This window comes from Gordonia sp. i37 (assembly GCF_002043085.1).
Taxonomy (GTDB): domain Bacteria; phylum Actinomycetota; class Actinomycetes; order Mycobacteriales; family Mycobacteriaceae; genus Gordonia; species Gordonia polyisoprenivorans.
The window spans coordinates 1-9,037 of record NZ_MVPX01000098.1 but is presented as its reverse complement, the minus strand read 5'-3'; the positions used below and the strand labels follow the sequence as shown (position 1 = coordinate 9,037).

Sequence of the window (9,037 nt, the reverse complement as noted above, 5' to 3'; positions counted from 1 at the left end):
AGTAGGTGTCGTCGTAGGCGGGCATCGCGTAGGCCGCGGCGCGCGCCTCCTCGGTCGGCTGCACCTGGATGTTGCGGTACCGGTTGATGCCGGTACCGGCCGGGATCAGCTTACCGATGATCACGTTCTCCTTGAGACCGATGAGCTTGTCGCTGCGACTGTTGATGGCCGCATCGGTGAGCACACGGGTGGTCTCCTGGAACGACGCCGCACTCAGCCACGAGTCGGTGGCCAACGACGCCTTGGTGATACCCATCAGCACCGGACGACCGGCCGCGGGCTCGCCACCCTCGGAGACGACGCGACGGTTGGCGGCCTCGAACTCGGCACGCTCGGTGAGTGAACCGGGCAGGAACTCCGTCGACCCCGAGTCGATGATCGTCACGCGACGCAGCATCTGACGCACGATGGTCTCGATGTGCTTGTCGTGGATCGACACACCCTGGCTGCGGTAGACCTCCTGGACCTCGTTGACCAGGTGCCCCTGCACCTGACGGGGCCCCATCACACGCAGCACCTCGTGCGGGTTCGCCGAACCCTCCATGAGCTGCTGACCGACCTCGACGTGGTCGCCGTCGGCGAGCAGACGCTCGGAGCCGTCGTCGTGCTTGAACACACGCAGACGCTGACGCTTCGAGATCTTGTCGTAGACAACCTCTTCCGATCCGTCGTCGGGGACGATCGTGATCTTGTAGAAGCGGTCGTCGTCCTCGAGACGCACCCGGCCGGAGACCTCCGCGATCGGTGCGACGCCCTTGGGCACGCGCGCCTCGAAGAGCTCCTGCACACGCGGAAGACCACCGGTGATGTCGTCACCGACGCCACCCTGGTGGAAGGTACGCATGGTCAGCTGGGTACCGGGCTCACCGATCGACTGGGCCGCGATGATGCCGACGGCCTCACCGATGTCGACGAGCTTGCCGGTGGCCATCGACCGTCCGTAGCACATCGCACACACGCCGGTGCCGGTCGCACAGGTCAACACCGAACGAACCTTGACCTGCGTGATACCCGCTGCGAGCAGGGCCTCGATTGCCGGATCACCGAGGTCGTGACCACGCTCGACGACGACATTGCCATCGGCGTCGAGGGCGTCGGCGGCCAGCGTGCGTGCGTACGCACTGGTCTCGACGTGCGCGTCACGGATGATCGAACCGTCGGGCTGCTTCTCGCCCAGCGGGACGACGATGCCGCGCTCGGTGGCACAGTCGGTCTCGCGGACGATGACATCCTGGCTGACGTCGACCAGACGGCGGGTCAGGTAACCCGAGTCGGCGGTACGAAGTGCGGTGTCGGCCAGACCCTTTCGGGCACCGTGGGTGTTGATGAAGTACTCCGCCACGGTCAGGCCCTCTCGGAAGGAGGACTTGATCGGACGCGGGATGAACTCACCCTTGGGGTTTGTCACCAGACCCTTCATGCCCGACAGGTTGCGGACCTGGGTCATGTTTCCCGTCGCACCCGACTTCGGGATCATCGTGATCGGGTTGTCTTCGGGGTAGTAGTCCTCCATGGCCTTACCGACCTCTTCGGTGGCCTGCTTCCAGATCTCGACCAGCGCATCGCGCCGCTCGTCCGGGGTCAGGGCACCGCGCTGGAACTTGCGCTCCAGACCATCGGCACGCTCCTCGTAACGCTCAAGGATCTCGGCCTTCTGCGGCGGCACGAGCACGTCGGCCATCGACACGGTCACGCCCGAACGGGTCGCCCAGTAGAAGCCGACATCCTTGAGCTTGTCGACGGTCTGCGCGACGACGATCATCGGGTAGCGCTCGGCGAGATCGTTGATGATCGCGGCCTGACGCTTCTTCGGCATCTGCTCGTCGACGAACGGGTACTCGATCGGCAGCAGCTCGTTGAACAGCACCCGACCCAGCGTGGTCGTGATGGTCCACGGCTGCCCGAACCGCCAGCCGTCGGCGAACTCCTGCGCCTCGATCTCCAGCGGCGGACGCTGATCGGTCAGTCGCACCTTGATGCGCGACTGCACGGTCAGCACCCCACGGTCGACGGCCATGATGGCCTCGGCCGGGCTGGAGTACACGCCCTCCTCGGGATGATCGGCGGTCGCGGCCTGGTACTCGCCTGCCGCACCCTCCTTGAGGGTGGTCAGGTAGAACAGGCCGGTCACCATGTCCAGACGCGGCATCGCCAACGGGCGACCGGAAGCCGGCGACAGGATGTTGTTCGAGGACAGCATCAGGATGCGGGCCTCGGCCTGCGCCTCCGCGCTCAGCGGCAGGTGCACGGCCATCTGGTCACCGTCGAAGTCGGCGTTGAAGGCCTCACAGACCAGCGGGTGCAGCTGAATGGCCTTGCCCTCCACCAGCTGCGGCTCGAAGGCCTGGATACCGAGACGGTGCAGCGTCGGCGCACGGTTCAGCAGCACCGGGTGCTCGGCGATGACCTCTTCGAGGACGTCCCACACGGCCGGCCGCTGACGCTCGACCATGCGCTTGGCGCTCTTGATGTTCTGGGCCTGGTTCAGGTCGACCAGACGCTTCATCACGAACGGCTTGAACAGCTCGAGCGCCATCAGCTTGGGCAGGCCGCACTGGTGCAGCTTGAGCTGCGGGCCGACAACGATGACCGAACGGCCGGAGTAGTCGACGCGCTTGCCGAGCAGGTTCTGACGGAACCGGCCCTGCTTGCCCTTGAGCAGATCCGAGAGCGACTTCAGCGGGCGGTTACCCGGTCCGGTGACCGGACGTCCGCGACGGCCGTTGTCGAACAGGGCGTCCACCGACTCCTGCAGCATCCGCTTCTCGTTGTTGACGATGATCTCGGGGGCACCGAGGTCGATCAGTCGCTTGAGGCGGTTGTTGCGGTTGATGACACGGCGGTACAGGTCGTTGAGGTCGGAGGTCGCGAAGCGGCCACCGTCGAGCTGCACCATCGGACGCAGCTCCGGCGGGATCACCGGAACGGCGTCGAGCACCATGCCCAGCGGCGAGTTGCCCGACTGCTGGAACGCCGCAACCACCTTGAGGCGCTTGAGCGCACGCAGCTTCTTCTGACCCTTGCCGCTGCGGATCGTCTCGCGCAGCGACTCGGCCTCGGCATCGATGTCGAAGGTCTCGAGGAGCTTCTTGATCGCCTCGGCGCCCATCGATCCGGCGAAGTATTCGCCGTAGCGGTCCTGGAGCTGGTGGTAGAGCTTCTCGTCGATGATCAGATCGCCGGGGGAGAGCTTGACGAACTTGTCCCACAGCTCGTCGAGACCGTCGAGCTCACGCTGCGCGGCGTCACGCATGCGACGCATCTCGCGCTCGGCCCCGTCCTTGACCTTGCGGCGGACGTCAGCCTTGGCACCCTCGGCCTCGAGCTCGGCGAGATCGGCCTCGAGCTTCTGCTGACGCTCGTTGAGGTCGACGTCACGCTGGTCGGCGACGGCCTTCTTCTCGACCTCGATCTCCGCCTCGAGCGTGGAGAGCTCGTTGTGGCGCAGTTCGTCGTCGACGGAGGTGATCACGTAGGCGGCGAAGTAGATGATCTTCTCGAGATCCTTCGGCGCCAGGTCGAGCAGGTAGCCCAACCTGCTCGGCACACCCTTGAAGTACCAGATGTGGGTGACCGGGGCGGCCAGCTCGATGTGGCCCATGCGCTCGCGGCGGACCTTGGCCTTGGTGACCTCGACCCCGCAACGCTCGCAGATGATGCCCTTGAAGCGCACACGCTTGTACTTGCCGCAGTAGCACTCCCAGTCGCGAGTCGGTCCGAAGATCTTCTCGCAGAACAGGCCGTCCTTCTCGGGCTTGAGCGTGCGGTAGTTGATGGTCTCCGGCTTCTTGACCTCGCCGTAGGACCAGTTGTGGATGTCATCGGCCGTGGCGAGACCGATCTTCAGTTCGTCGAAGTAGTTGACGTCGAGCACTCTATGCCTTCCCTGAGCAAGCTCTTTGATTCGACTAATGGGGGTACCCGCCGGGGCCGTGGCCCCGGCGGGCGTTTGATCAGTTCGCCAGGTCGTCGACCGTCGCGGACTCATTGCGCGACAGGTTGATTCCCAGGTTGGCGGCGGCGCGCTCGAGATCCTCGTCGTCGGAGTCGGCCATCTCGATCGCGGCACCGTCACTCGAGAGCACCTCGACGTTGAGGCACAACGACTGGAGCTCCTTGAGGAGCACCTTGAACGACTCGGGGATACCGGGCTCGGGGATGTTCTCGCCCTTGACGATCGCCTCGTACACCTTCACGCGGCCGACCACGTCGTCGGACTTGATCGTCAGCAGCTCCTGCAGGGTGTAGGCGGCGCCGTAGGCCTGCATCGCCCAGCACTCCATCTCACCGAAGCGCTGGCCACCGAACTGGGCCTTACCGCCGAGCGGCTGCTGGGTGATCATCGAGTACGGACCGGTCGAGCGTGCGTGGATCTTGTCGTCGACGAGGTGGTGCAGCTTGATGATGTACATGTAGCCGACCGACACCGGGTACGGGAACGGCTCACCGGAACGACCGTCGAACAGCGTGGCCTTGCCGTCGCCGTTGACCATGACCTCACCGTCGCGGTTGGGCAGCGTCGAGGACAGCAGTCCGGTCAGCTCCTCCTCGCGGGCACCGTCGAACACCGGGGTCGCGGTGTTGGTGTCGGGAGCCGCCGAGTACATGTCCTCGGGCAGCTTCGACGCCCACTCCGGGACCCCGCCGGCCACGTCGACGTTCCAGCCGGCCTTGGCGATCCACCCGAGGTGGGTCTCCAGGATCTGGCCGATGTTCATACGACGCGGCACACCGTGGGTGTTGAGGATGATGTCGACCGGGGTGCCGTCCGGCAGGAACGGCATGTCCTCGGCGGGCAGGATCTTGCCGATGACGCCCTTGTTGCCGTGGCGGCCGGCGAGCTTGTCGCCGTCCTGGATCTTGCGCTTCTGCGCCACGTAAACGCGGACCAGCTCGTTGACGCCGGGCGGCAGATCGTCGTCGTCGTCACGGCTGAACACGCGCACACCGATGACCTTGCCGGTCTCACCGTGCGGGACCTTGAGCGAGGTGTCGCGCACCTCACGGGCCTTCTCACCGAAGATGGCACGCAGCAGACGCTCCTCCGGGGTCAGCTCGGTCTCGCCCTTCGGGGTGACCTTGCCGACCAGGATGTCGCCGTCGCGGACTTCCGCACCGATGCGCACGATGCCGCGCTCGTCGAGATCGGCGAGCACCTCGTCGGAGACGTTCGGGATGTCGCGGGTGATCTCCTCGGCACCGAGCTTGGTGTCGCGGGCATCGATCTCGTGCTCCTCGATGTGGATCGAGGTGAGCACGTCCTCCTCCACGAGCCGCTGGCTCAGGATGATCGCGTCCTCGTAGTTGTGGCCCTCCCACGGCATAATCGCCACGAGCAGGTTCTTGCCCAGGGCCATCTCACCGTTTTCGGTGCAGGGCCCGTCGGCGAGGACCTGACCGGACTCCACGCGCTGCCCCTCGTCCACGATCGGACGCTGGTTGGCGCAGGTGCCATGGTTGGAGCGTGCGAACTTGCGCATCCGGTAGGTGTCGCGGGTGCCGTCGTCGGCCATCACGGTGATGTAGTCGGCCGAGACCTCCTCGACCACGCCGGTCTTGGACGAGACGATGACGTCACCGGCGTCGACGGCGGCACGCAACTCCATGCCGGTACCGACCAGCGGCGACTCGTTGCGCACCAGCGGCACGGCCTGACGCTGCATGTTCGCACCCATCAGGGCGCGGTTGGCGTCGTCATGCTCGAGGAACGGGATCATCGCGGTCGCGACCGACACCATCTGGCGCGGCGAGACGTCGAGGTACTCGACCTGCGCCGCATCGACGAACTCCACCTCGGAGCCCTTCTTGCGGACCAGGACGCGCTCGTCGGTGATGTTGCCGTTCAGGTCATAGCTGGTGTTGGCCTGACCGATGAGGTAACGATCCTCCTCGTCGGCGGTCATGTACTCGATGGTGTCGGTGACGACGCCGTCGACGACCTTGCGGTACGGGGTCTCGATGAAGCCGAACGGGTTGACCCGCGCGTACACCGACAGCGAGCCGATCAGGCCGATGTTCGGGCCTTCCGGGGTCTCGATCGGGCACATGCGGCCGTAGTGGCTCGGGTGCACGTCGCGCACCTCGAGGCCGGCGCGCTCACGGCTCAGACCACCCGGGCCCAGCGCCGACAGGCGACGCTTGTGGGTCAGCCCCGACAGCGGGTTGTTCTGGTCCATGAACTGCGAGAGCTGGCTGGTGCCGAAGAACTCCTTGATCGCCGCCACGACAGGACGGATGTTGATCAGGGTCTGCGGGGTGATCGCCTCGACGTCCTGGGTGGTCATGCGCTCACGCACGACACGCTCCATACGCGAGAGACCCACGCGGATCTGGTTCTGGATCAGCTCGCCCACGGTGCGCAGACGACGGTTGCCGAAGTGGTCGATGTCGTCGACCTCGATCGGCACGTCGAGGCCCTCGGGACCGGCAACCTTGGCGAACGACACGGTGTGCGGGTCGGCGTCGTGCAGACGCACCAGGTACTCGACGGTCGCGGCGATGTCCTCGCGGGTCAGCACCGCCTCGCCGGTCATCGGGTTGTCGGTGAGACCGAGCTTCTTGTTGACCTTGTACCGGCCGACGCGCGCGAGGTCGTAGCGCTTCTCCTTGAAGAACAGGTTCTCCAGGAGGTTCTCCGCGGACTCCTTGGTCGGCGGCTCGCCCGGACGCAGCTTGCGGTAGACCTCGAGCAGTGCCTCGTCCTGGTTGGCGGCGTTGTCCTTCTCCAGGGTGGACATCATGATCTCGGAGAACCCGAAACGCTCGCTGATCTCCTCGGTGGTCCAACCGAGCGCCTTGAGCAGCACGGTGACCGGCTGGCGGCGCTTGCGGTCGATACGCACACCGACGGTGTCACGCTTGTCGACGTCGAACTCGAGCCATGCGCCACGACTCGGGATGACCTTGACGGTATGCAGGGTCTTCTCGGTGGTCTTGTCGATGGTGGCGTCGAAATAGACACCGGGGCTGCGCACGAGCTGGCTCACCACGACACGCTCGGTGCCGTTGATGATGAAGCTGCCCTTGTCGGTCATGATCGGGAAGTCGCCCATGAACACGGTCTGCGACTTGATCTCACCGGTGTTGTTGTTGATGAACTCCGCGGTGACGAACAGCGGGGCCGCGTACGTCATGTCCTTGTCCTTACACTCCTCGACGGAGGCCTTGACCTCGTCGAAGTGCGGGTCGGAGAAGGACAGCGACATCGAACCCGAGAAGTCCTCGATGGGCGAGAGCTCGTGCAAGATGTCCTCGAGGCCTCCGGTAGGGCTCTCGTCGCCGCGCGAGATCGCTTTCGCGCGCCATTCGGGAGAACCGACGAGCCATTCGAAGGAGTCGAGTTGGAGGTCGAGGAGGCCCGGTACCTCCAAGGGTTCGCTGATCTTCGCGAACGAGGCGCGGTGTGGTGCGCCAGGGATGGTGGTTGAGGTGGACTGGCGGTCGACTGCCAAGGTGCGTCCTTCCAACACGATGTGTTCACTGCCGTGCGTTGTATGGCGTGGCTGATGGGCCGTTCGCTGGTGACAAACCTGGATCGGCGATCACCGCAGCTCACACAAGGTGGCCGGAAGGAGAATCGTTAGATGGACAGGAGGCAGCCAGCGCAACGTCCAACTATAACAGGAAAAGAAGGCACCGTGTCAAGCAGTGATCACACTGCAGGCAGCGACGCCGTGAACCGAATCCGCGCTGTGTGGCTGCCACCCGCGATATTCGCTGGTGACAGATTGGCCCGCCGACGCCGTCACGTCAAGCGCTACGCGCAGATTTGTGGAAGAAATAGTGTGTTGAACCTGCTGGGGAGCGATTCCGGGTACGCCGGATGCCGGCCAGACCGCACCGCAGTGGTGTCGACTTCGGGTTTGTGTGTCCTGTAGGGCACACAAACCCGAAGTCGACACCATTTCGCCAGGTGTCAGATGTCGGTGTAGCTCTGGATGAGCCACTGATCGCCGTGCTTGACCAGACCGAGCTGGTAGCGACCGATGACACTCTGTGTCGGGGCGCCGTTGGCGGTCCCCGAGGCGACGAAGTTCAGGATCACGTCGGCGGTGGCGCCGTCGGAGTCGCCGGACAGCTTGGTGACGCCGACGGCGTCGACCTTGCAGTCGTTGGTGACGTCCTGCTGCCCGAACTGCTCCTTGATGGTCGGCAGGCCCTGGTTGAACTGTTTGAGGGCGTCGCCGGTGAGGGCTGTCCGAGCCGAGGCGGCCCAGTTGTCGAAGTCCTTGCTGCGCGCGCCCTGGACCTGACAGAACTTCGACTGCGCCTGCGAGGTCAGGTCGGTGGTGGCGGCCTGATCGATGAAGGCCTTGTTGTCGCCGACGTTCGCACCCGGATGCAGCGCGAGGACGACGGCGACGATCGCTAACAGAGCGGCCACACCGGCGATGATCGCGATGGCCCGACCGGAGAACCATCCCCGCTCGGCCCGACGAGCGGCGGCCAGTTCCTTTTCGGCCGACCTGTCGCGACCCGCTCCGCGTCGGCCGAACCCGTTGCCGCGCTGCGCGTTTGCCTGCGTCTGCGCGCGGCGCGCGGCGTCGGGCTGCGGTTTGATGGTCGACACCCGCGACACCGGTCGCGTCTTGCCGGTCGGACGTTCGGGCTCGACGGCGGGGTCGTCCGGGGCCCCGGCTTCGGGGTCTTTGGCGTCTGCGTTCTTCTTCGTCAGCGAGATCGGCGCTGCCTCGGACTCGGCTGCCTCGGGCTCATCGGTGACCGGCTCGTCGACTACCGGCTCGTCTGCGACCGACTCGTCTGCGACCGGCTCCTCCCCGACGTGCTCCTCCGCGGCAGACTTGTCGGCAGGCTTCTCCTCTGCAGGCTTCTCCTCTGCGGAGGTCGCCGTCACGTCGGTGGCCGACACGTCGGTCGCCGTCCCGTCCGCAACCTGATCGGTAACCGTCTCGTCCACGACCTGATCGGCCGGGCGCCGGGACCCGGCGACCTTCGGGCGGTAGCCGGGCTTGCGCTGCCCTGGTGTGCGCGCCATCAGTTGCCCCCTGTCGGTGCACCGGTCGGGGCGGGGGGGCTG

3 protein-coding genes are annotated in these 9,037 nt (G+C 65.6%); all 3 read right to left on the bottom strand.

Annotation, left to right across the window (positions count from 1 at the left end; all coding sequences use genetic code 11):
- Positions 1 to 3,874, bottom strand: a 3,874-nt coding sequence (locus tag B1964_RS04375) for a DNA-directed RNA polymerase subunit beta' (protein ID WP_079928987.1), incomplete at its 3' end; no start/stop codon positions are given.
- 79 nt (positions 3,875 to 3,953) lie between these two features.
- Positions 3,954 to 7,451 (bottom strand): DNA-directed RNA polymerase subunit beta, encoded by a 3,498-nt coding sequence (locus B1964_RS04370; RefSeq protein ID WP_079928988.1) that lies wholly within the window; start codon positions 7,449 to 7,451, stop codon positions 3,954 to 3,956.
- Between the two features lie 464 nt (positions 7,452 to 7,915).
- Positions 7,916 to 9,037 (bottom strand): hypothetical protein (locus B1964_RS04365; RefSeq protein WP_253193882.1); only part of this gene is annotated, 1,122 nt, incomplete at its 5' end.